General features: G+C 52.9%; 22 protein-coding genes. 9 read left to right on the top strand and 13 right to left on the bottom strand.

What is annotated here, in order from left to right:
* Positions 1 to 92 precede the first annotated feature (92 nt).
* Positions 93 to 833, top strand: a complete 741-nt coding sequence (locus B9P82_RS20595) for a substrate-binding domain-containing protein (protein WP_101700851.1) — start codon at positions 93 to 95, stop codon at positions 831 to 833.
* Here the strand turns inward: B9P82_RS20595 and B9P82_RS20590 are convergent.
* The 4 genes from B9P82_RS20590 to puuE all read right to left on the bottom strand — a co-directional run bounded on the left by B9P82_RS20590 (position 802) and on the right by puuE (position 5,035).
* Complete coding sequence (locus B9P82_RS20590; protein ID WP_101700850.1) at positions 802 to 1,554, bottom strand: ABC transporter ATP-binding protein; 753 nt, start codon at positions 1,552 to 1,554, stop codon at positions 802 to 804. The two genes, B9P82_RS20595 and B9P82_RS20590, sit on opposite strands and share 32 nt — an antisense overlap.
* Positions 1,551 to 2,555 (bottom strand): FecCD family ABC transporter permease, encoded by a 1,005-nt coding sequence (locus B9P82_RS20585; RefSeq protein WP_101700849.1) that lies wholly within the window; start codon positions 2,553 to 2,555, stop codon positions 1,551 to 1,553. Before B9P82_RS20585 ends, B9P82_RS20590 begins: the two co-directional genes overlap by 4 nt.
* Positions 2,542 to 3,597 (bottom strand): ABC transporter substrate-binding protein, encoded by a 1,056-nt coding sequence (locus B9P82_RS20580; RefSeq protein WP_101700848.1) that lies wholly within the window; start codon positions 3,595 to 3,597, stop codon positions 2,542 to 2,544. Before B9P82_RS20580 ends, B9P82_RS20585 begins: the two co-directional genes overlap by 14 nt.
* Positions 3,598 to 3,772: 175 nt before the next feature.
* Positions 3,773 to 5,035: a 4-aminobutyrate transaminase gene (gene puuE / locus B9P82_RS20575; protein WP_046274906.1), complete on the bottom strand. Its 1,263-nt coding sequence runs from the start codon at positions 5,033 to 5,035 to the stop codon at positions 3,773 to 3,775.
* A 106-nt stretch (positions 5,036 to 5,141) separates the two neighbouring features.
* On the opposite strand from puuE, the gene B9P82_RS20570 reads away from it, so the two are divergent.
* Entirely contained in the window at positions 5,142 to 6,617 is a 1,476-nt protein-coding gene (locus tag B9P82_RS20570; RefSeq protein ID WP_101700847.1) for a MocR-like pyridoxine biosynthesis transcription factor PdxR, read from the top strand.
* A 47-nt stretch (positions 6,618 to 6,664) separates the two neighbouring features.
* On the opposite strand, the gene B9P82_RS20565 is transcribed toward B9P82_RS20570, so the two are convergent.
* The 4 genes from B9P82_RS20565 to B9P82_RS20550 all read right to left on the bottom strand — a co-directional run bounded on the left by B9P82_RS20565 (position 6,665) and on the right by B9P82_RS20550 (position 11,770).
* Positions 6,665 to 7,873 carry a c-type cytochrome gene (locus tag B9P82_RS20565; protein WP_080858731.1) on the bottom strand — a complete coding sequence of 403 codons (1,209 nt, stop codon included), beginning with the start codon at positions 7,871 to 7,873 and terminating at the stop codon, positions 6,665 to 6,667.
* A gap of 3 nt (positions 7,874 to 7,876) precedes the next feature.
* A complete protein-coding gene (locus tag B9P82_RS20560) occupies positions 7,877 to 9,769 on the bottom strand; it encodes a flavin monoamine oxidase family protein (RefSeq protein ID WP_016156387.1) in 1,893 nt (630 codons plus the stop codon).
* 88 nt (positions 9,770 to 9,857) lie between these two features.
* On the bottom strand, positions 9,858 to 10,331 hold the full coding sequence (locus B9P82_RS20555; RefSeq protein WP_052733163.1) for an ester cyclase: 474 nt from the start codon (positions 10,329 to 10,331) through the stop codon (positions 9,858 to 9,860).
* Positions 10,332 to 10,342: 11 nt separating this feature from the next.
* Positions 10,343 to 11,770 (bottom strand): aminobutyraldehyde dehydrogenase, encoded by a 1,428-nt coding sequence (locus B9P82_RS20550; protein ID WP_101700846.1) that lies wholly within the window; start codon positions 11,768 to 11,770, stop codon positions 10,343 to 10,345.
* Between the two features lie 315 nt (positions 11,771 to 12,085).
* Here B9P82_RS20550 and B9P82_RS20545 point away from each other — a divergent pair, with 315 nt between their 5' ends.
* Both B9P82_RS20545 and B9P82_RS20540 read left to right on the top strand, forming a co-directional pair.
* Positions 12,086 to 12,811 (top strand): FadR/GntR family transcriptional regulator, encoded by a 726-nt coding sequence (locus B9P82_RS20545; protein ID WP_016156385.1) that lies wholly within the window; start codon positions 12,086 to 12,088, stop codon positions 12,809 to 12,811.
* A gap of 24 nt (positions 12,812 to 12,835) precedes the next feature.
* On the top strand, positions 12,836 to 13,534 hold the full coding sequence (locus B9P82_RS20540; protein WP_049040490.1) for a cache domain-containing protein: 699 nt from the start codon (positions 12,836 to 12,838) through the stop codon (positions 13,532 to 13,534).
* Between the two features lie 21 nt (positions 13,535 to 13,555).
* Here the strand turns inward: B9P82_RS20540 and B9P82_RS20535 are convergent, their stop codons facing one another.
* Entirely contained in the window at positions 13,556 to 15,037 is a 1,482-nt protein-coding gene (locus B9P82_RS20535; protein WP_101700845.1) for an APC family permease, read from the bottom strand.
* 331 nt (positions 15,038 to 15,368) lie between these two features.
* Here B9P82_RS20535 and B9P82_RS20530 point away from each other — a divergent pair, with 331 nt between their 5' ends.
* The 5 genes from B9P82_RS20530 (at position 15,369) to B9P82_RS20510 (ending at position 18,819) form a co-directional block, all read left to right on the top strand.
* A complete protein-coding gene (locus B9P82_RS20530) occupies positions 15,369 to 15,509 on the top strand; it encodes a hypothetical protein (protein WP_016152930.1) in 141 nt (46 codons plus the stop codon).
* A gap of 204 nt (positions 15,510 to 15,713) precedes the next feature.
* Entirely contained in the window at positions 15,714 to 16,547 is an 834-nt protein-coding gene (locus B9P82_RS20525; RefSeq protein WP_016156383.1) for an ABC transporter substrate-binding protein, read from the top strand.
* Between the two features lies 1 nt (position 16,548).
* The gene (locus tag B9P82_RS20520; RefSeq protein ID WP_101700844.1) at positions 16,549 to 17,367 is read left to right on the top strand and encodes an amino acid ABC transporter ATP-binding protein; all 819 of its coding nucleotides are present in this window, start codon (positions 16,549 to 16,551) and stop codon (positions 17,365 to 17,367) included.
* On the top strand, positions 17,367 to 18,152 hold the full coding sequence (locus tag B9P82_RS20515) for an amino acid ABC transporter permease (RefSeq protein WP_019076693.1): 786 nt from the start codon (positions 17,367 to 17,369) through the stop codon (positions 18,150 to 18,152). Before B9P82_RS20520 ends, B9P82_RS20515 begins: the two co-directional genes overlap by 1 nt.
* On the top strand, positions 18,142 to 18,819 hold the full coding sequence (locus B9P82_RS20510; RefSeq protein WP_019076692.1) for an amino acid ABC transporter permease: 678 nt from the start codon (positions 18,142 to 18,144) through the stop codon (positions 18,817 to 18,819). The genes B9P82_RS20515 and B9P82_RS20510 overlap by 11 nt, the downstream gene beginning before the upstream one ends.
* Positions 18,820 to 18,828: 9 nt before the next feature.
* Here B9P82_RS20510 and ydhT read toward each other — a convergent pair whose 3' ends face one another.
* The 4 genes from ydhT to B9P82_RS20490 form a co-directional block, all read right to left on the bottom strand.
* Positions 18,829 to 19,593 (bottom strand): protein YdhT, encoded by a 765-nt coding sequence (gene ydhT, locus B9P82_RS20505; protein WP_369707199.1) that lies wholly within the window; start codon positions 19,591 to 19,593, stop codon positions 18,829 to 18,831.
* A gap of 51 nt (positions 19,594 to 19,644) precedes the next feature.
* Complete coding sequence (phsC, locus tag B9P82_RS20500) at positions 19,645 to 20,430, bottom strand: thiosulfate reductase cytochrome B subunit (protein WP_101700843.1); 786 nt, start codon at positions 20,428 to 20,430, stop codon at positions 19,645 to 19,647.
* Entirely contained in the window at positions 20,427 to 21,095 is a 669-nt protein-coding gene (locus B9P82_RS20495; RefSeq protein ID WP_101700842.1) for a 4Fe-4S dicluster domain-containing protein, read from the bottom strand. Before B9P82_RS20495 ends, phsC begins: the two co-directional genes overlap by 4 nt.
* A 64-nt stretch (positions 21,096 to 21,159) precedes the next feature.
* Entirely contained in the window at positions 21,160 to 21,825 is a 666-nt protein-coding gene (locus B9P82_RS20490) for a YdhW family putative oxidoreductase system protein (protein ID WP_016156378.1), read from the bottom strand.

Genomic DNA, 21,825 nt, shown 5'->3' with positions numbered 1-21,825 from the left:
CACAAAGCGATAGGCCAAAGTCTTCTAAACTCTATGCTCAGCGCGTATCATTTATCCTCTTCGCAAACCTTTTTCGTCAGAGATCGGATACCATGCCCTCTTCCATTATTCTGTTTGCCGCGGGCAGTTTACGCCTGGCATTTGCCCCTTTGATAAGCCAGTTCTCGCGCCATAGCGGAATAGACGTGAAGGTGGAATATGGTCCGGCCGGTTTATTACGCGAGCGTATTGAAGCCGGTGAACCGTGTGCGCTCTTTGCCTCAGCCAATCGGGAGCACCCGCAACGCCTGCTGGCTTTGCAAAAAGCTGTCCTCACGCAGACCTTTAGCTGGAATCAACTGAGTCTGGTCAGCAACCGAAACGGCGCCTGGCTGGATTTGCTCCGCGACCCAACGCTACGAATAGGTACATCCACGCCCGGCTGCGACCCTTCCGGAGACTATACCTGGGCATTTTTCGACAATATGGATGTACTGGAGCCAGGACTCGGACAACAGCTTAGGGCGCGCGCCATCCCGCTGGTTGGGGGGCGTGATACGGTGAAAATCCCGTCTGGTGAACTGGCGAGCGCCTGGATCCTTCGCCAGGGACTGGCCGATCTGTTTATCGGCTACGCGCATTACGCGAATACGCTGCGCGCCCAACCCGACGTGCATTATGTAGCTATCCCTGATGAGCACAATATTCGCTGCGAATACCAACTGGCGGTGCTCGACGCATCCAACGAGGTGATGGCGCTGGTTAAATTCATGCTCTCCAACGGCGGTCAGGCGTTTCTTACCGCCGCCGGGTTTTTACCTCTTAACGACGAACAGAAAACAGCGGTGCGATAAACAGCGTCGGGTGGTTCTCCACACGGAGTTTTCGCAGCGGTAAGCCATAGGCCAGGAACAGATTCTCTTCCGTCACAATGCTATCCGTTGGCCCTGCCCGCCATTTTCCTTCGGGGAGCAGCAGCAAAGTATGGGTGGCTATTTGTAACGCATGCAGCGGATCGTGGGTCGAAAAAAGAATGCTGCATCCCTGTAGATGGGCCAGATCGCTGATGAGCTGAAGCACCACCTGCTGATTGGCGAGATCCAGCGCGGAGCACGGTTCATCAAGCAGCAGCGTTTGACACTCCGTCACCAGCGCCCGGGCTATCATCACCAGTTGCTGTTGCCCCCCGGAAAGTGAGCTAAACGAGTGGGAAGCAAGCTGGGCAATATTTAACTGCTCCAGCGCCTGGGTCGCTCTTTGTTGATCCTGCTGGCTGGGTTGCGCAAAAAGCTTCACGTGCTGTGCCCGCCCCATCAGCACCACGTCGCTCACCGTATAAGGAAATGGCAGGTGGCAATGCTGCGCCACAATCCCTATCCCGCCGTCAATTTCAATGCTGCCGTCCAAAGCTGGCAGCGTGCCGGTTAGCGTATCGAGCAGCGTACTTTTACCCAAGCCGTTACGTCCCAGCACAGCCCAGATCTCACCTTTCTGACAACTGAATGTAAGCGGCTCAAATAGCGGCACGCGATACCCATAGGTAAGCGTATTTACACGCAATGCGGCAGGTTTCATGATGTCCCCCGGCGGCTGGAGCGGATGAGTAAAAAAGCAAACAGCGGCGCGCCGAATAATGCGGTGATGATCCCAAGCGGTATCTCCGCGTGCATCAGGGTACGGGCAATATCATCCACCACAATCATAAAACCGCCTCCCATCCAGAAGGCGCACGGCAGCAGACGACGATGATCAACCCCCACCAGCAAACGCGCCAGATGCGGAATAACCAACCCAACCCAGGCGATACTGCCGCTGACCGCTACCTGAGCGGCGACTAAACAAGCGCAGCACAGCAAAACGCTGCGTCGCAGAGGAACCACCGCGACGCCTAGCGATCGGGCATCTTTATCATTGAGTGATAACAGGTTTATCCGCCAGCGTAGCTGGTACAAAACTGTCGCAGCGATACCAACTGGAATCGCCAACAGCAGAACTTTATGCCAGTTAGCCGTCGCAAAGCTGCCGAGCAGCCAGAACACGATATTGGGTAACGTTTCTTCGGTATCAGCCTGATACTGAATCAGGCTCACCAGCGCGGCAAAAAAACCACTCAAAATGATACCCGACAGGATCAGCACCAGCGTATTCTCCAGCCCCTGCAGCGCAGCAATGGCATACACCAGGATCAGCGCCGTCAGACCGAAGAAAAACGTTGAACCCATCATCAACCACGGCGACAGGCCAAGCAGAATAGCCAGCGTTCCGCCAAAAGCGGCCCCGGACGTCACGCCAATAATATGCGGGTCGACCAGCGGATTATGAAATACCCCTTGCAGCGTCGCGCCACATAACCCCAACGCACCACCCGCCAGCAGCGCCATCAGAATTCGCGGTAGTCTGACAGTCCAGATAACCTGACCGGCAATCCCTTCAGCGTCGCTATAGTGCATCAGGTGATAAAAGACTTCGCTTAATGACAGCGGATATTGTCCGAGACACAACGAACCAAGGCCCAGCAACAGGACCGTCGCGATTAAGAGTGGTTGCTGGAGTAAAATGCGCTTACTTAACTGCATCAGGCTGCCAGTTCACACCATAAAAATGCTGATAGTAGTCTTGCGCCTGCGCATCAACATCCACGTCTTTATAGGCGTCCGGGTACAGTTTTTTGGCCATCCACAGCTCACCAATCGCCAACGCTTCAGGCATCGGATAGCCCCAGGCTTTGGCGTACTCAGGCATCAACCAGACGCGATGATTTTTCACAGCATCAATCCCCTGCCAGTTAGGATCGTTTTGGATCTCCGTTACCACCTGCGGGTAGCGATCCTGAACAAAAATTACCTGCGGGTTCCACGCCAATACCTGTTCCAGCGCAACCTGACGGGCGCCTTTCACACTGGCAGCCGCCACGTTTAGACCACCCGCGTGCTGCATCATGAGTCCCGTGTACTTCCCGGAGCCGTAAGTCATCAGGTCGGGGTTAGCCATATAAATACGGACTTTTTGCGCATCCGGGATTTTTGCGACCGGCGCATTGAATTTTGCCCGCGCCGCAAAAACGTAGTCGATTAACGTCTCAGCTTGCGGTTTGCGCCCCACGACGTCCGCAATCAGGCGAATCCCCTGCTTTAACCCTTCGTTGTAGACCTGCTCTTCATCGGCCATGGTCGGGTTCATTTTATTCTGTTGCCCGGTTGCATCCTTGCGCAATGAGATTGCCACGAGCGGAATACCGGCGTTCTGAATCTGCTGGATCATCTCCGCTGGCGCATAGTTGGCGACAAAAACCACCTGCGGATGAATCGCCAGTAGGCTTTCAATATTCACGCTGGTGAGATCGCCCGGCGTCGGCAATGTGGCAATTGTCGGCATAAAGCGCGCAAACTCAGGCCCGAGCTGTTTTTTCCAGCTCGACATCACGCCAATAATGTCCTGCTGAGCATTAAGCTGGACCAGAATATTCAGCGTCTGGTGTTGCAGCACGACCACTTTGTCGACGTGGTCCGGAATCGTGACCTGACGACCAAGCTGGTCGGTGATCGTACGGTCGGCCTGGGCAGAAAACGCAAACAACATGCTGGCGCATACCAGCACAAAAGAGCGGAAAGTTAACATGGGATACCATCTGGATAGCGGAGTAAAAACGATGTGTATTAAATTATATAACGATATAACAGGCAACCCATTCGCGATAAATACCGCACGACTCACGAGGAAGATCAATTTATGGCGACAAAAAAGCCGACGGTGATGACCACCGTCGGCTGTGGGTAACACTATGACTAACGGATTATTTGGTTGCCGCTTTAATGATATCGAGCGCTTTGGCGAACTGATCCTGCGGGATCGTCAGCGGATAAAGGAAACGAATAACGTTGCCATACTGACCGCAGGTCAGCAGCAGTAATCCTTGCTCAAGGGCTTTCTTCTGCACGCGTTGTGCGGCGGCTGCGTTGGGTTCTCCCGTCGCTGCGTCACAGAATTCAGCGGCGATCATAGAGCCTAAGCCGCGCACTTCGGCCAGTTCAGGACACCCGGCTTGCGCGTCAGTCAGAGTGGCGCGCAATTGTTCGCCGAGAGCTGCCGCACGCTGGCACAGCTGTTCATCACGAATGATATCCAGCACCGCATGAGCTGCCGCAATTGACAGCGGGTTTCCGGCGTAGGTTCCGCCCAGACCACCCGGCGCAGGCGCATCCATAATTTCAGCTTTGCCCACGACGCCAGACAGCGGCATGCCGCCTGCAAGGCTTTTTGCCATAGTCATCAGGTCAGCTTTGTCAGCGTAGTGGTCCATCGCAAACAACTGGCCCGTACGGGCAAACCCGCTTTGCACCTCATCGGCGATCATCACGATGCCATGCTCGTCGCAAATACGGCGGATGGCAGCCACAAACTCCGGCGGCGCCACCACGAAGCCCCCTTCACCCTGGACGGGTTCGAAAATGATCGCCGCGACCTGGGTGGGATCGATATCGGCTTTAAACAGGCGTTCAATCGCTTTGATGGAGTCCGCCGTAGAAATCCCCTGCAACTCGCAAGGATACGGTGCGTGGTAAACCGAGCCAGGGAACGGGCCGAACCCTTTTTTATACGGCGCCACCTTGCCAGTTAACGCCATCGTCATGTAGGTACGCCCATGAAAACCGCCGCCAAAAGCAATAACGCCAGGACGGCCGGTATGTGCGCGCGCAATTTTCACCGCATTTTCGACCGCTTCAGCCCCGGTGGTGAAGAATGTGGTTTTGCGCTTACCGTCGATTGGCGCAACGGCGTTGATTTTCTCCGCCAAAGACACATAGCTTTCGTACGGGACAATCTGATAAGCCGTATGGGTAAAAGCCTGCAGTTGCGCTTCGACTGCCTGCACCAGGCGAGGATGACGGTGCCCGGTGTTCAGCACGGCAATCCCGGCGGCAAAATCAATGTACTGATTGCCTTCGATATCGGTAATTGTGCTGTTTTCTGCTGACTGGGCATAAAAATCACACATTACACCCACGCCACGCGGGGTGGCATCCAGACGACGTTGTTGCAGGTTTTTATTGTTCATTCTCTACACCTTGTCCATTAATACATTTAGGTTGAATTACCCTTTAAATTTAGACGCCATCTGGTACTTTAATCGAGAGCCAAATCGTTTTATTTTAAGGATCCAAATGCGTTCACTTGCCGGAGATGTGATCAAGCAGGCATTTAGCCAGCAGACCGATGAAAAGCTGCATCGTCGCCTGTATGCCGCCATCTGCAGTTGCATCCTCGAAGGTAGCCTGAAACCGGCGACCCGAATGCCTCCGTCGCGTGACCTGGCAGGCGAACTGACGCTATCGCGCAATACCGTCCTGCGGGTTTACGAGCAATTGCAGGCCGAAGGTTATATTTCCGCGCGCACCAGCAGCGGCACATTTGTCACCGACAGCGTGCTGGACAATCTCGACCTGCGTCCCCACAAAGAGCCCGTTGCCGCCACACTGGAGGATCACACCCGCTTATCTGCCCGCTGCCTTGAGCTGCTGGGCCATGCCAGCGCCAGCCCCCGTCAATGGGGCGCATTTATTCCAGGCGTACCTGATGTGGAGCATTTCCCTCACCGGGTGCTCAAAAAAATTCAGGATCGGCTGGCGAGGCGGTTACGCCCGGAGTTTCTCACTTACGATGCCGCAGGCGGCGTGACTGAGCTGAAAGAAGCACTGGCAGACTATCTGCGCACCGCACGCGGGGTACGGTGTTCACCGGAGCAAATTCTGATTACTGAAGGTATTCACCAGGCGCTGGATCTGGTGACCCGGACGCTATGCAACCCGGGGGATAACGCCTGGATTGAGGAGCCGGGCTACTGGGGAATCAAAAATATTCTGCGCATCAATGCGGTTAACTTTTCGGCGATCCCGGTTGATGAACAAGGTATGGTGCCGCCAGAGGCTGGCGAATCCGCGCCAAAGCTGATTTTTGTGACACCGTCACATCAATATCCGCTCGGTTCGGTAATGAGCCTCAACCGCCGTCGGGCACTTCTCTTTCGCGCACGTGAAACGCGAAGCTGGATAGTGGAAGATGACTACGACAGCGAGTTTCGCTTTTCCGGCCAGCCAATTCCATCATTGCAGGGACTGGAAGAAGAGACGCCGGTCATCTATATCGGGACATTCAGTAAAACACTCTATCCCGCACTGCGGCTCGGGTATGTGGTACTGCCCAAACCGCTCGCCGCGCCGCTGAAGAAGGTTCATAACGACCTCTATCGTGGTGGACATTTGCTGATTCAGGCAGCGCTGGCGGAGTTTATCCGCGAGGGTTACTACGCGGCGCACATTCGTAAAATGCGCCAGTTGTACAGTCGTCGCCGCCAGACGTTGGTGGAGCTTATCAGTTGCCAGTTGGGCGAGCAGTATCTTGGCTCCTTCAGCAGCAACGCCGGGCTGCACATGATTCTACAGTTGCCCGTCGGGAGCGATGACGTTGTCATTGCCCAACAGGCAAATGCGCAAGGGCTGCTGGTGCGCCCGCTGTCTCGCTACTACGTGAATGAAGAGAAACGCAGCGGCCTGCTGCTGGGATTTGCCAGTATTGCAGAGCATGAAATGGCGGCGGCGTTTACCCGACTGGTGGGTATTATCAGAGTAAACGCCGTTTAAGCACTGCCGGATGGCGCTGCAAGCACCTTGTCCATCCGATATGCTGTTTAATGTGACGCTTTTTTAATCCCTGCCAGGTCCTCCTGGCTTACTTCGCCATTCCCTTCTCCCCAACTTTTACGCACGTAATTAATCACGTCGCGCATTTCGTTGTCGCTTAACATGCCACCGTAAGCCGGCATCTTAAAGGAGACGCTGCCACGCGTTGTCGGTGTTTCTGCGCCGTGGGCAATCACTCTGAATAACGGCGTCGGGTCATCAACCATCACCAGCGGATTGTTGATCAAAGAAGGTGCGTTATCATCCGTACCTTTCCCCTCCAGACCGTGACAGGTGGAGCAGTAGCGGTTATAGGTCACTTTGCCCGCCTCGGGTGAATTCGACCAGGACACCGTAGTTGCCGCTGCGCGCACCGTTTCAGGCTTCTCGCTTTTCAGGCTCAGCAGATATTGCGCGATCGCCGTGGCATCGTCATCGGTCAGGTACTGTGTACTCTGCGTAACGACTTCAGCCATCGAACCTGAAACCGCGGCATGCTTGCTTTTACCGGTCAGCAACAGCGATTTTAATTCCTGCTCAGACATTCCCGTGCCGCGCAGCGAAGGCGCATACCAGCCGTCGATCATCGCGCCGCTCAGGTACTCGGCATCAGCATTGGTATACGCTTTTTCGTTCATCGCCATGCCTCTCGGGGTATGGCAAGAACCGCAGTGCCCGGGACCTTCCACCAGATAAGCGCCCCGTTTTACTAACGCAGCGTTGTCATCCGTTTTCGCACGCTCTACAGTCGTCGCTGGCGCGTCGGTAAACAGCCAGTTCCAGATATGCAGCGGCCAGCGGGCGGAGAGTAGCCACGGAATGGCATTCTCTTTATTGGGCTGCGCAGAGGGGGTGACATCATGCATAAAATAGCGATACAACGCCTGTACATCGTCATCAGAAAGTTTTGCGTAAGAGGGATAAGGCATGGCCGGATATAACGGATGACCATCTTTAGCAATTCCCTGACGTACGGCCTTGTCAAAATCCTCGTATGAGTAATTACCAATACCCTGGGTCTTGTCTGGGGTAATGTTGGTCGAATAAATATCCCCTACCGGAGTAGGAAACTTTTTGCCACCCGCCATCGCCGCCCCCCCTTCGGTGGTATGACAGGCCACACAGTCAGAGATACGGGCGATATATTCGCCATTAGATTCCGCTGCACTCACAGAGGCGGTAAACAAACAGGCGGCAAGAACGGTTACGTTACGCATAGATCACCCCATATCCTTGAGTTCATTAACCGCACGCCATGCCTGGTCGATGGCCGTATGGGCATAAGCGCCCCAGTCAGAATCGGAATTAGCGATGGCAATGCGACCAACTGGCTGACGCGCCCGCTCGATAATTTCTGGCATTTTATCCATATCATCGAACAACGCGTTGGCGTAATACGCATAGCCATGCGCCCAGCGGTTAACTGTAATGGCGGAGATATCGCGTTGATTATCAAAGCCCGTTGAGCCAAACATTTCCTGCAACTGGGAGCGAATCATCTCCTCATGCGTCGCAAATGTGGTCCCCAGTAAATACGCTCGCCCCAGACGGAATTGCTCTCTGGCCGACAGATTACTGCCCGGATAAGTAGGCACATAGACCATGTGAATGACCATCGGATCGTCCGGTGAGGCCGGGTGTTGATACCCGCCGATGCTGACCGGATAGTCGAGCTTAATCCGGCTGTAAGGTGCGGCCGGAGAGTAAAATTCATGCACGCCAAGCTGTTTGAACGCCTGCCAGTTTTTGACCACCACGTTGGTGTACACCAGCGGTGCCTTCACGTTCAGTTTGAGATCCGCCTGCTGCTGTTCCGGCATCTCAGGCACCAGATACGGGATCATCATGTTATAGCCCGCCATGATGGTGTTTTTACCGCGCACGCGATGCATTTTGCCGTCACGCAGATAGGTCACCACCACGCCATCCTTTGTGTTGGCCGCATTAATCACCGTGCTGTTCAGACGCAGGCGCGTGGTGTTTTCCGGCAGATCCAGCTTTTCGTAATGCAGTCTGGCAAGGACAGAGTCTTCCATCGTGTTACCCGGTAGCGCATCCGGCAGCATATACCTGACTAACAGTCGGGCCAGCCCGGCGTTACCGTCAGGGAAATGGTAAACATACGGCTCTTCGAGGTCGGCCAGCGACTCGCCGTCCAACGGCGGTATTCCCAGCGCCTCCATGCCGGGTAATGCGCACGCCCTGGCATCGCTACAGGAAATGCCTTCAATGCCGATGGCAAAGAAGTCATTAGAACGCTGCTGAAAATAGAGCAGCGCCATTTTGCTCAAACCAACTTTTGTGGCCAAAAATTCACTGTAGCTGTGGGTATCCAGCCATTCCATTTTCTCATCGACCGTCATGCCCGGAAGATAGTCGCCAGGATGGACGTGCAGGTCGATCAACGCCTTTCGGTCGTGCTCACTTAGCGGAAAATCATTGATAAAGTCTTCAATTTTACGGCCATTGAGCCTGTTCGGCGGGATATCATCAGATACCGCGCGCCCCGGATCGCCGCTGACGATTTTTGTCTCGCCAAAATTCTTTTTGTCGAAGAAAACACCGCGACTGAGCTGCCAGTCGGGGTAGAAGTTTACGTCAAAACTCTCTTTTAACCGCGTGACGCTGACGCCCACGGTTTCCATCAGTTTTTGCACCTCAGGGCTGAAATTGTGCGCGGGCGACTGGAATGCTTCGCTACCGCCATAGCCGAGTAATTTCTTACCTGAGCTCGTAAATTCGTTACGTTTGGCGTGCCCGCCAAAATCGTCATGGTTATCGAGGATCAGGATCCGGCTATTTTGCCCGGCAAGCTGGCGCCAGAAACAACCGGCAGCCAGCCCGCTAATACCGCCGCCCACAATCACCAGATCGTACTCTTCCTCAACGGGCAGAGCGTTTAAATCAAAATGTTTATGCTCGCGGCCTACTGCATGCGCCATTTCAAACGATCCAGGATGATTACCCCGCAGCCCCGTCAGCCCTGGCGGATAATAATTTCCATCTATAAATGCGTTTCCCTTTCCTGCCGCCCTGACCCATTCCAGCGGGGTAAGCCCCGCCGCAATAGTCACCGCGACGCCGTTGAGAAAATCACGTCTGGTAATTGCCATTAACTTTTTTCCTTATTGCTACACACTGCCCTAAATACGACACAAATAAGAGATGTCCCCCTTCATAGTAATAAAGGGGTACAGCCGACTATTTCCCTGGCTTTAACTCTTCATCCAGTTTTTTAGAATCATAATAATCACCCTGCCAGGTGATTTTACCTGCTTTAACATGAATATAGCTGACACCTTCAAATTTTATCGGATTATTTGTCGGCGGACTCCCTGCCCATTCACCACTATTTTTGCCAGAAAACTCCCAACGAAACGCCACGGTATCTTCGTCGTAAACGGGTTTGCCGACCATTTTCCAGCTCAGATCTGGCACCGCCTTAATAAAGGCACCGATAACGTCTTTTTCAGCTTTTTCTCTGCCATTTATCGGTTCGCCAGCGGCGGCATCATAATAGACTGCGTCATCAGCAAGATATTGCGCGGCTCGCGAAGCATCGTGTGCATTCCAGGCCGCCATATACTCTTTAACGGTATTCAGCGATGTGCTTTCTGCCAGGCTATAGCCCGAGAACATCACGAATGAAAGCACCGCTATGTTTAATGTTTTCATCGACATCCTCTCTATTCAGAAATGTCACACATGATATGTTTCACCCGGGTATATTCTTCGAGCGAATAGGATGAGAGATCTTTGCCATAACCCGATTTTTTGAACCCGCCGTGCGGCATTTCGGCGCACAGAGGAATGTGATTGTTAATCCACACGGTGCCAAAATCGAGGTCAATGCTGAAGCGCTGTGCGCGACCATGGTTACTGGTCCAGACGCTGGCGGCCAGACCATATTCCACATCATTCGCTTTGTGTAGACCCTCTTCATCAGTCGAAAACGGTTGAATAGTCATTACCGGTCCAAATACTTCATGCTGAATAGCTTCGTCATGTTGATGCAATCCGGAGACGATCGTCGGCTCAAAATAGAAGCCCGGACCTGGCCCGGTACGCCCACCCGTTTCAATTTTTGCATGTGCCGGTAAACGCGCAATAAAGCCTTTCACCTGCTCCAGTTGGTTTTTACTGTTCAATGCGCCATATAGCGCAGCCTGATCCGCTGGCGGTCCAAATTTAATACTCTTCGTTTTCTGAACCAGCTTTTCCAGGAATTCAGCGTAGATGGATTGTTCGACCAGAATACGCGTAGCCGCCGTGCAATCCTGGCCGGCATTGAAGAAGCCTGCCGTGGTGATCGTCGCGATCGCCTTGTCCATATCTGCATCAGCAAACACCACAGCAGGCGCTTTCCCACCCAATTCCAGATGCGCCTTGGTCAGGTTCGCCGCTGCCGAAGCCGCAACCTGTAGACCCGCGCGGACCGAACCGGTAATCGAAACCAGTGAGGCCTTCGGGTTTGAAACCACCAGCGAACCGGTGCTGGCTTTACCTAATACGACGTTAAACGCCCCTCTTGGGAACAACGGCGCGGCCAGTTCAGCCAACAGCAGCGTGCTGACCGGCGTGGTGTCGCTGGGTTTTAATACGACCGTATTGCCTGCCGCCAGCGCTGGCGCAATCTTCCATACCGCCATCATGAACGGGTAGTTCCATGGCGTGACTTGTCCAACGATGCCCAGCGGTTCACGGCGGATAGTCGAGGTAAACCCAGCGGAATATTCCCCTGCCGCTTTCCCTTCAAGACAGCGCGCCGCACCGGCAAAAAAGCGGATGGCATCGCAGGATGCCGCGATCTCTTCCTTCTCAATAAAATGGCGAAGCTGACCGGTCTCCTGACTCTGCGCGTTCACCAGCCGCTCAACGTTTCGTTCAATCTCATCTGCCAGCTGCAATAACGCCTTTTGCCGCTGTGCCGGCGTCGATTTTCGCCAGATGCTAAACGCCGCCTCCGCCGCCGAGTAGGCCTGCTCCACCTCTTCCGCATTGGCGTTGGGTGATAATGCGTACGTTTCGCCGTCGACCGGACTCACCAGTTCGAAGGTATCTTCGCTACGACCTGCTACATATTGCCCATTGATAAAATGCTTCAGGGTTTTCATGTCTGTCTCCTGCCCGTTAATACATAAAGAATCTTATGTAATATATATATTGTAAAAGATTTTCAAATGCGCAACATTGACACTATGATAAGCCTCGCATTTTTAACTTAATTTTTACATTTTCGGGATAAGGCTTTTCATCGTGAGCCGAGGCTTTATGCTCAGCTCATCATGAAGTTATCGGGACACACATCCGCTTGTGCAGTGACGTTGCGCATAGGCATGTAAAATAACTCGGCCATTCTTACCTTCCTTGCCTGACGGGCATGTGTTAAAAATGGTCGTTGTTTCAGGGAATTGAGTGCAGAAAAGATTATGATTACTCACGCGGTCATATTTGCGCCTATCGGGCAGGTCAGTCGTTCAGACCAGATAGTGCAGCGCCTGTCAAACGCCATTATCACGGGGTTGCTGGAGCCAAAAGAACAGCTCCCCAACGAAACTGATTTGGCAAAGATGATGGGTGTCTCACATATCACTATCAGAGAAGCGCTAAACACGCTTCGGGCTAATAATCTTATCCATACGGTTCGTGGTCGTAATGGCGGGAGCTTCGTTTGCGAAAATATTGATGGCAAAAACAGCGCCCTGCATCCGTTCAAAGCGATCAGTACGGATTATCTTTCTGACTTGGGCGAAATGCATTGCGCCATTATCAGCCATAGCGCAAGGCTGGCTTCCAGACGGATGACCGGCGCGGATATCGCCAAATTTCGCGAGTTTGTTGAGGTGCTCAGCAAGGCAAACTCACCAGAGCTTATGACCCAGGCCGATATGCGCTGTCTACTGGCGATAGCTGCCAGTTCACATTCCGCGCGACTGGCCAATCAGGAGCTGCAGGTCCAGGCTGAATGGGCATCGCTGGTGGCGATACTTTATCGCGCAGACAACATTCATGCCGAAATTATTGCGCTTTACTCGGCACTGGCCGATGCGCTGGCTGCTCACAACGAGGCAGAATCCGTGCAGCTTGCCACACGGATCATCGACACGTTTACCTATTACCTTATTGAAAAAAAGCTGAAATATAACTCGAACTGACAATCAGTGAAGGCAGGACAGACAATGAGCTCTTCGACATCCTTAAGCGCATTAATTCGTAAGATTGATGATATTACCGCCTCTACCGTAGATTCTACCGTTGCGCTGGCGAGGAGCATCCATGAGGCGATTTCCGGGGTGCAAAAGGCCTCAGCAGAAGTTGTCCTCGATCCATCGGTGAGATCTACCGTTCAGCAACACATCAAGCGCACCCTCAGTAACAATCATTACTGTTCAGGGGCCGGGTTCGCCAGCCATATTGAGAGCACTGCCACCACAAAAGAGTATTGGCTGCTGGAATGGTGGTATAAGAAAGATAATGGTTTGAGTCAGGCGCACCTCGATTTAGATCAGGCCACCCAGCAACGTCTGGATTTCAGAACCTTCGAGTGGTTTAAGCACTCACCTCCGGCAGGAAAAGCCTATATCCACGGTCCCTACGTCGACTATATCTGCAATATTTCCTACACCCTGACCTCGGCAGTGCCGGTCTACTACAACGATCAGTTTCTTGGCGTTGCCGCCGTCGATCTGCTGGTCAGTCAGATTGAGGCCGAACTGCTCTCCTGCGCTCATCCTGACTATGTCATTCTGACCAATCTGGAAAATAGAATTATCTTTTCCAGTTGGCCACGTTTTCGCGTGGGTGAATTACTCTCTCCCGCAAACAGTACCGTTGTTTATCAGAGCGACTACTTTATCCTTTATCACTATCAAAACTAAGGGCCCGAAGGCCCTTAGTGTTTAGTTATCCTGCCCCATATTCAGCTTGTTAGCGTAGGCAATGGCGTCATTTTCCGGTGCCGCAGAGCGACCAAACGGTCGGGTCAGGAACATATAGATAAGCCCGGAGCCAACGACAATCGCCAGGCCGAACAGTACCGTCCAACGGTCGATGAAATCGCTGCTATCTGCCGGTTGCGCCAACAACCAGATCCCACACAATCCATAGGCTAGCGCCAGCACGTTCACAATCACGCCCCAACCGCCAATGGTCCACTCCCCAGCCGGTTTCCAGCCTTTCAGGCGCTGGCGCAGTGCGGCAAGCACAACCATCTGGAACGAGATATAAATACCGATGACGGCAAACGCGGTAATACGCGACAGGTTGTCTGGCTGGAAATAGACCCAAACGCAGATGATGACTGGCAGCAGACAGCTAACAACCATGGCATTATCCGGAACGCCATTTTTAGAGATCTTTGACATCCACTCACTTCCCGGCAGCATTCTGTCGCGGGAGAAAGAAAAGATAAGACGGCTTAACGCAGCCTGCAGAGACAAAATGCACGACAGCATCGCCACAATCGCGACGATGATAAAGATAGTTGCGCCAGTTTCACCAAGAGCTTCATTAAGGATGGCCGGAATCGGGTCAGACGTTTTGCCATTCACGATACTGACCAGATTTGGTGAAGCCAGGAGGTATCCCATGACGGAAATAATCGCCGAAATCGCACCAAATACGATGCTCAAAATCATCGCAACCGGGATCTTTTTACTTGGATTCTGTACCTCTTCCGCAACGTTACCGCAGGCCTCAAAGCCAAAGAACATAAACAGCCCCATCAGCGCGGCAGACATAAATGCGGTGGAATAACTGCCGTCATGCGCCAGCACGCCCATCGAATCAAAAATTACGGAGAATGGCTGCGAACGGTGGAATATCAACAGATAAATTCCCAGCGCAATCACGCTAACGATTTCACACCAGAAGCCAATTTTTGCGACCCGGGCCAGATTTTTAGTCCCGGACATATTAACAGCCATCATCAAAAGCAGCAGCAGGACGGAAGTCGCCAACATAGTGGCTGGCGTCTGACCATAGTGGAAGAGCGACTCAACAAATGTTGAAGTATATTCCGCGATTGACGTAATGGTGACCACCAGTGCCCACAGGTAAATCCAGGCAGCGATCCACGCATATTTCTTGCCCCATAACCTTCTGGCCCACGGATAAAGCCCGCCGGTTATCGGATACTGGGAAGCCACCTCACCAAACACCAACGCCACCAAAAGTTGTCCACATGCGACGATTAAAATCCACCAGACTGCGGGCGGCCCCGCCAGCGTTACGGCCAGTGCAAACAGCGAATAGACGGCGGTAAGCGGCGAAAGGTAGGTAAAACCCAACGCAAAATTTGAAATAAGACTGATCGAGCGATTGAACTGTTCTTTGCCATCTTTTTGAAAATTATCGTTTTTCTTATCAGGTGTCTGTTCCATATAGCTTTCTCTTTTGTGGAATAGTCGCAGGGTTGAACAATTAATGTATAAAAGATATTAAGTTATATGTATAGTGATTTTGGCGCTAATTTGTTAAAAATGATCGCACATCACGTTAATGAAAAGGTGGGAGTAGAACAGTCGAGGGCACAAGCATTTTTCGGTATTTACGCTTCACGGTTCTTTAGCAATGGCGAACTGTTGGTCAATTGACGGGTAAACGGGCACCCCGAATTGAGTTCGACGCTAAGTAGCAAGAATCGCTGCTGTTAAGCAACATTTATGCAATATAATAATGTGATGTTAAACGCTGAACCTGAGCAGGTGAATGATGGAAATTGATCTCGATAATCTGGTCTTTGATGGACTGGAAGAAGCGCAAGAGCGTAATGCTGAACGTCTGGAAGATGCAGACAAGAAAGCGCAGGACATTATTGCTGATAATGACTGCGGCGACGCCTGTAAAATCTGATTTCCAAACCGGCGCAATGCCGGTTTTTTTACCGCCAGACTATGCCCCTCCTCTTATCTACATTTCCCATTGCGTTTACCCATTGTTAACACCGCTTTCACTAATAACATTTTGTAAATAGATAAGAATTTTTTCTTATTTTGTCCTGAACGTAAGTTATGGGAGCGTAAAAAGCACAAACCAAAAACGACAGGGATTTACATCATGATGGCAACGAAAACTTATCGCGCTAAAAAAACACTGCTGGCACTCGGCGTGCTGCTGGCCACCGGCATTGCCGCCTCGCAGGCTCAGGCTGACCAACTGGCCGATATCAAAGCCGCAGGTGTAGTAAAAGTTGCGACATTCGACGCGAATCCGCCGTTTGGCTCCATCGATGCCAAAACGCATAAGATTGTCGGCTATGACGTTGATTTTGCTGAAGCGCTGGCAAAATCCCTCGGCGTAAAACTGGAACTGGTGGCGACTAATCCGGCAAACCGCATTCCATTATTACAATCCGGTAAAGCCGATTTAATCGTGGCGGATATCACGATTACGCCTGAGCGGGCGCAGGTCATTGACTTCTCCGTCCCCTATTTTGTTACCGGGCAGCAGTTCCTGGTACCGGCCAAATCCCCGGACCAGCTCGATGCATACAGCAAAGCGCGAATCGGTGCGGTGAAAGGCACTACCGGTGAGCAGGCGCTACATCAGCGCTTCCCGCAGTCACGTGTGCTGGCCTACGACGATATTCCACTGGCGTTAACCGCGCTACGCAATGGCAATGTTCAGGCCATCACCCAAGACAGTACGATTCTGGCCGGTCTATTAAGCGGTGCGCCGGATAAAGCAGATTTCAAAATTCTGCCTGACCTGTTGAGCAAAGAAGAGATTGGCGTGGGAGTGAAAAAAGGTGAGCCAGCGCTGTTAAAAGCCGTCAATGATGAGCTTTTGAGGCTGGAATCTACCGGGCAGGCGGCAAAAATTTATGATGTCTGGTTTGGCCCTGAAACCAAAAATCCGCAACCCCGCGCCTTTAAAATAGAAGCGAAGTAATATGCTCTCAGCCCTGTTTCATCGTTGTGCAGTTTCCGCGGCGGATTTTAACCATTTGCGCCAGGCAAGCGTCGAACTGCGCAATGTCATCAAACAGTTTGACACTCACACCGTACTTAACGGCGTCAGCCTGTCAGTTGAACCCGGTGAAGTGGTGACTATTCTGGGCCCTTCTGGCTCGGGAAAATCCACGCTTATACGCCTTATCAACCAGCTTGAGTCGCTCAGCGGTGGCGAGATTTTCATTGATGACAAACCAATTAGTCAGTTGCGCGGGGCTGCATTACGCCAGTTACGCAGCCGTATCGGTTTCGTTTTTCAGCAATTCAATCTCTATTCGCATCTGACAGCGCATCAGAACATCTCGCTGGCACTGGAATATGTTCACGGCTGGAACAAGTCGGCAGCCGCGCGTCGGGCACTCGAATTGCTGGATCAGGTGGGACTGGCAGAAAAAGCGAGCGCTTATGCCGCACAGTTGTCCGGTGGGCAGCAACAGCGCGTGGCCATCGCCCGCGCGCTGGCCTCATCGCCACAAATCCTTCTGTTTGATGAACCCACCTCCGCGCTGGATCCAGAAATGATCGGCGAGGTATTACAGGTGATGAAAAACCTGGCCCACAGCGGTATCACCATGATCGTCGTGACCCATGAAATGCATTTTGCCCGTGAGATTGCCGATCGCGTGGTATTCATCGATGGCGGAGAAATTCTTGAAGTGGCCGCGCCGGAGGATTTTTTCACCCGACCACAGCACCCGAGAACCCAGCGTTTCCTGAAAAAAGTGCTCGACCCGTTACACCAGGAGTCATCGCTATAATGCTTGCAATGGACTGGCAGGGAGTGCTGAGCGGGCAACCTCTGCAATGGATAATTTCCGGTTTTCTCACCACGCTCTGGGTGACACTGGCAGGTGTCGTACTCGCCACGCTCATTGCCATCTTCCTACTCGGGCTGCGTCTGACGGGCCATCGCTTCAACAAAGCGGTGGTCAGTGTATGGGTTTCGGTGTTTCGCAACACGCCTTTACTGGTGCAACTGATGTTCTGGTATTTTGCCGCATGGAACTGGCTGCCCCGCAACGTCATTACCTTCATCAATGCAGAGCATCCCTGGTCTATTCTGCCAGGCGATGTCTGGTGGTTAACACCAGAGTTTATCTGTTCAGCATGGGGGCTGGGCGTATTTACCTCGGCATTTTTGGTCGAGGAGATCGCCTCTGGTTTACAGGCGGTTTCTGCCGGACAACGTGAGGCTGCCGTGGCGCAGGGTTTTTCATCCTGGGCAACGTTTCGTCACATTCTGCTTCCTCAGGGACTGACGAACGCCTGGCAACCCATTGTTGGGCAATACCTTAACCTGATGAAACTTTCCTCGCTTGCCAGCGGTATTGGATTTGCTGAGCTCACCTACCAGGTGCGGCAAATTGAGAGCTACAACGCGCACGCGCTGGAAGCCTTTGCTGTTGGCACTGCGCTCTATCTGTTCACCGGCATCGTTCTGGGTATGCTGCTTACGCGTCTTGGCCCACGGCCTGCATCGGGTAAATCGTCCAAGGTTAAAACGCGTATCTTCAGCGTCAGGAGCATACTGCATGATCGCTAACATTTCGGTCATTACCGACAATCTTGATTATCTCCTGTGGGGACGGGTGGCGGATGGACAACCCGGCGGCGTTCTGCTCACGTTGTTGATGGCTCTCGGCGCGGCGCTGCTGGCCTTGCCTGGTGGGATAGTTCTTGCCTGCTGCGCCTGGCGTTTTCCGGGCACGGTTCGCAACGGGTTGTTTATCTGGGCGGAGTTTATTCGCGGCATTCCGCTAATCTTTGTGATTTTCTGGATGTGGTATTTGCTACCCATGCTGACCGGAAGCGATCTCCCCGGAGCCGTTACCGTGACGCTGGCGCTGGCATGGTTCACCGCCGCCTCGGTCATGCACTCAGTGTATGCAGGAATTAGCGCGCTGCCTGGCGGGCAATATGATGCTGCCGTGGTTCAGGGTTTTCGCCCGTATCAGGCCCTGTGGCTTATCTTATTGCCGCAGGTGCTGCGTAACGTACTGCCATCGCTGACGGGGATTTTTATTGGATTACTGAAGGACACGTCGCTGGCGTTTATCGTTAACGTGCCGGAACTCACAACGGTTGCGGGTCAGGTTAACAGCCGGGTACAAATCTATCCGGCAGCCATTTTTATCTTTACCGGACTGGTCTATTACCTGCTGTGCCTGAGCCTGGAGAAAATCACCCAACGCCGCTTCGCGTTAAAATGAGATCACGGCTCAACATTCCACAAACTGGTGGTCTTCGTTGAGCCGATATTTCACGCCCGCCCGGATGTTATTTTCCCCCTCAACGGCAAGCGCAAAACGCATTCTCTCGCCATCGTGATAGGCCAGCGCCGCGCAGCCGCCGGGACCGAGTATTATCGAATCGACAACACCGGTACTGGCAACAACGGCGTTCTCTCCGCTGGCAATAATGTGGATGTTGTCGGCGCAGTTGGCGATTTTAGACTCTGCGCCAAAACAGGCCAACTGAGTTAAATCACCACCGCAGGCAATCCGATTTCTGTCGCCGAGCGAACTGATGCGTACGCGCATGCCGGTACTGGCGATACGCGTCCCGTCACCCACGCTACTGATACGTGCCGAATTTCCCGCAACCGCAATTCGCCCGCGATCGCCTGAACTGCCGATATGCGCGTTATAGCCTACGCTACCAATACGTGCGCTGTAACCTGCGCTGGCGATCTGTGCGGCATACCCGGCGCTGGTGATTTTAACGTTATCGCCTGCACAACTGAATCGGGCATTATCTTCCGCACTCGCCAGCGGAGGGCTGATTTCCCCCGCCGTTTGCACACGGGAAATATTCCCCATCGCGCGAATATCCTGCTGGGCAAAACTCGCCTCTTCCCGCCATTTTGACCAGCCGTATTCCACCAGACTATTTGCCCAGTCTGTATACCCTTCCCGCTGGAGCGCACGATGGACATCAGCATAGCTTCCGCCAGTTGGAAACGCGCGTAGAAACCAGCGATACATTACGGGCCCAACGCGCCAGGCCCGTAAGTCACTTCGCGTAATCATCATCGCTTAATGCCGGTGATAGCCATCCACCATACACTTGAAAGTTTCGCCCGGCGTACGACCTGTCGTGCAGAGATAAAGATGCCCAAAAATAAAAAACAGACTGATTATTGCCAGCGCGAAGTGCGCCTGGAGCAACCAGTAACGCACGCCGGGGAACAGGTCACCGACAACCGTCGGATAGAGCGATAACAACCCTGAGATCAGCAGCAGTGGCAGTAAGCCATACATCACGCCAACATAGGCCGCCTGCTGTAGCGGGTTGAATTTACAACGCTTTGATGCCGGGAATGGGTGTGACTCGCCCTGCATAATGCCAAACAGGTAAAAACGCGTTTGTCTTTGCGCTCGTCCGATCCAGCCCTGACGTTGAATAATATAGTGATGCCCGTTGCCGCCAATCAGATTGATCAGGACAAAACCAATCCAGCAAGCAAGCAGCAAAAAGCCGCAGATCTCATGCACGGTAAGCAGGCTTTTCATCACCGACGCACTGACGACGGAGAAGTGATTGACCAGGCCACTGACCAGAAGTAGCAGAAATAGCAGCGTATTCGACCAGTGCCACAAACGAACGGCCTTCGAGTATAAATAGACTTTCTCACCGTGCCCTGCCGACGCTTTATGCGCGGCCCGAAAGCGCAGCATGGCGTGTAGCGCCAGCACCAGCCACATCCCCACCAGCATTAACCCGGCGATGACCAACCACACAGGCCAGTAGTCCGGTGAAAACAGGGGAACATACTGTGCAAGCTGGGCGTGAAACTGTTCGGCATTCTGCGACGCGTTCATACATTTTCCTTTTTAATCAAATGTTGACCGAACCGACGATACAGATGGGGTTTCCCGGCGCCTGCAAGTTGATGCTCGTAATACTTATTTTCTCTCAACCAGGTCTGAATTTCCGGGCTATCTTCGCGACCAAAAATCAGCGCACGTTCCGGGCAGGCGTTAACACAGATCGGCGGGAAACCTTTCGCCAGACGAGATTCAGCGCAGAAGTCGCATTTATCCGCCACTTTGGTCTGCGGGTTGAGATAGCGCACCTGATAAGGACACGCGCCAATACAGTAACTGCAGCCGATACAGGAAGACGTGTCTACCCGCACAATGCCGTTGTCATCTCGCCATGAGGCGCCAGTCGGACACACCTCAATACAGGGGGCATCATCACAGTGCTGGCAGGACTGACGGAAGTAGTGATACAGCGTTTCGTTGTCGTTGTCCGAAACCGGAATATGAGCTATCGATAAACGGCTACCCTGCGCAGGAACATGGTTGGTTTTCCTGCATGCGCGGGCGCAGATATTACATCCGTTACACAGTGATTCATCGTGAATCATGACGTAATGTACGTCTTTAGAACTCCTGGTACTCGCTAACAGATTTTGACCTGGGCCAGTGAAAAAAATCACCGTCCCCATGCCAATGACAAATTTTCGTCGGGTGAAGGACATCGGGTTATCCTCTAATACTGTGACAGTGGTCGTCCACACGTTCCATGACATCAACCTGAATAATTCAGGGGTTCTGATACTGCTCAACCTCAAGCCATTCGCACAGGCCGTACGCTTTGCCATAACTCATAAAACGTTCGCTGAACAAATAAGGCTCCGCATTTGACGATTCCACAGTCCGTATATCTGCATAATCAGGATGCGTTTCCATGGCCGTGAGCGCAGCGGCAATCTGTTGAGACTCAAAGCGATACGGCGGTTGCGTCAACATGGCGACCTTATAAGGGCGAGGATACGTTCGACAGTCGAAGCGTACCGCCTCGGCAATCGCACGGCAGATGTCGTTTTCCACCACCTGCACACACATGTCGGCGTAATTTGCCGTCATGGTTTGCGTCGAATAGAAATATGCTTCTTCCGCACCCTGCACACAGGTGATATCCGCACCATTCGCGTCCTGGCCCAGCACATCCAGCAGCGCGGAAAGATCGGTTTCAGGAACCGAATAAGGCGGCAGCAAAAAGACACTGCGCGCCACCAGTTGCCCCGATGCTGAATGCTGACGGATAAAATCTGCCACAATCAACTCCGGGCTGGCTGGTTCCTGAACCTGGGGCGCATTCATCTGTTCTACAGGCGGGTGAAACGCCTGCAGCCACTGTCTCTTTCGGCTATCCACTTCGTCAGGAAACGCCTCAACGGGGGTCAGAACGTCGCTCACGTTAGTCAT

The organism is Citrobacter sp. L55, assembly GCF_002850715.1.
Taxonomy (GTDB): Bacteria; Pseudomonadota; Gammaproteobacteria; order Enterobacterales; family Enterobacteriaceae; genus Citrobacter; species Citrobacter braakii.
The sequence above is the reverse complement of the archived record's forward strand: the minus strand, read 5'-3'. Positions and strand labels throughout refer to the sequence as shown.